Origin of the sequence: Thauera phenylacetica B4P (genome assembly GCF_000310225.1) — a bacterium.
GTDB lineage: Bacteria > Pseudomonadota > Gammaproteobacteria > Burkholderiales > Rhodocyclaceae > Thauera > Thauera phenylacetica.
Genome location: NZ_AMXF01000418.1, coordinates 1 through 1811 on the forward strand (window position 1 = coordinate 1; position 1811 = coordinate 1811).

1 protein-coding gene and 1 pseudogene are annotated in these 1811 nt (G+C 72.3%); both read right to left on the minus strand.

Annotation, left to right across the window (positions count from 1 at the left end; genetic code table 11):
• A pseudogene (gene flhF, locus C667_RS22650) lies at positions 1–225 on the minus strand (flagellar biosynthesis protein FlhF); the annotation flags it as partial.
• A 487-nt stretch (positions 226–712) separates the two neighbouring features.
• Positions 713–1811: FHIPEP family type III secretion protein (locus C667_RS22655; protein WP_004387428.1), on the minus strand; the 1099-nt coding region annotated here is incomplete at its 5' end.

Sequence of the window (1811 nt, forward strand, 5' to 3'; positions counted from 1 at the left end):
GGGCGCCGGCGCGGATGCGGGTCGGGCATCCCCGCCCGCCCTCGCCGCCACCGCCGCGCGGTTGGCCGCCTGCAGCGCACCGACCGCCTCGCCCGGCAGCGCGAGGATCTCCACCCCGCCTTCGACCGCGCGGTTGGAGAGCACGATCGCGTCCGGACCAAGGGCCTCCTTGAGCGCGCGGAGCGCCTCGCGGGCGGTGGGGGCAAAGTAGCGTTTGACGTTCATGGCGATTCTCCCGGTGGTCGTCATCGACCACTGCTTGATGTGGATTATCGCCAGCGGGTGTCAATCGCCAGGGTTCGAATAAAGCGGGTTTCCCGCGCCTATTCGGCCGACGATGCCGAAGGCCGGATCGCGGCGGCGGCTCCGATCACCCATTCGCGGCTGCCGCCGCTCCTACAAGGGCCCACAAGCCGCGCAGGTTCACGTAGGAGCGCCGGCAGGCGCGAATGCAGCGTGTCGATCCGCGACATCGCCCGTCGCTGCTCAACCGCCCATTCGCGGCTGCCGCCGCTCCTACAGGGGCCCGCAAGCCGCGCAGGTTCACGTAGGAGCGCCGGCAGGCGCGAATGCAGCGTGTCGACCCGCGACATCGCCGGTCGCCACCGCACCGCCCATTCGCGGCTGCCGCCGCTCCTACAGGGGGCTCGCAAGCTGCGACGGTTCATGCAGGAGCGCTGGCAGGCGCGAATGCGGGCTCGGGCTGCGACGCTCAGCCCTGCGCGCCCACCATCGCGGTGACGCGGATGGTGCGGTTCTCCGGGACCTCGCTGTTGGAGACCACCTTGAGCGAGGGCACGGCGCGGCGCAGGAAGCGCGACAGCAAGAGGCGCAGCTGCGCGGGCACCAGCAGCACCGGCGGCAGGCCGATGTCCTCCTGGCGCTGGGCGATCTGCGCGGTCTGGCGCAGCAGGGTGTCGGCCAGGCCCGGCTCGATCGCCCCGCCCTCGCCGCCCGCGGCCATGGCCTGCATCAGGATGCGCTCGAGGCCGGGCTCGAGCGCCATGACCTGGACCTCGGCGTTGCCCGGGAACAGGCCCTGCAGGATCGCACGGCCGAGGGCCTCGCGCACCCGCGTGGTGAGCTGGGCGGGGTCCTGCACGCGCGGCGCGTTTTCGGCGAGCACCTCGATGATGCTGCGCATGTCGCGGATGTTGACGCCCTCCTCGAGCAGGTTCTGCAGCACGCGCTGCACGGTACCGAGCGGCAGCAGCTTGGGCACGAGGTCCTCGACCAGCTTGGGCGACTCCTTGCCGAGGTGGTCGAGCAGGGCCTGGGTCTCCTGGCGGCCGAGCAGCTCGGCGGCGTGGTTGAGGATGACGTGGTTGAGGTGGGTGGCCACCACCGTGCTCGCGTCGACCACGGTGTAGCCGAGCGCGTGCGCCTGCTCGCGCATGGTGGCGTCGATCCACACCGCGGGCAGGCCGAAGGCGGGGTCGGTGGTCTCGCGCCCTGCGAGCGGGCCGGAGACGCGGCCCGGGTTGATGGCGAGGAACTGGCCGGGATAGGCCTCGCCGCCGCCGACCTCGACGCCCTTGAGCGCGAGGCGGTAGCCGTTGGGCTTGAGCTCGAGGTTGTCGCGGATGTGCACCGGCGCGGACAGGAAGCCCACCTCCTGGGCGAACTTCTTGCGCAGGCCGCGGATGCGCTTGAGCAGCTCGCCGTCCTGGCCCTTGTCGACCATCGGGATGAGGCGGTAGCCGACCTCGAGGCCGAGCACATCCACCTGCGAGACGTCGTTCCAGCTCGCCTCCAGGTTGTCGGCGGCGGGCAGGGGCGCCGGCGCCGCGGCCGCGGGCGCGGCGGCGGCC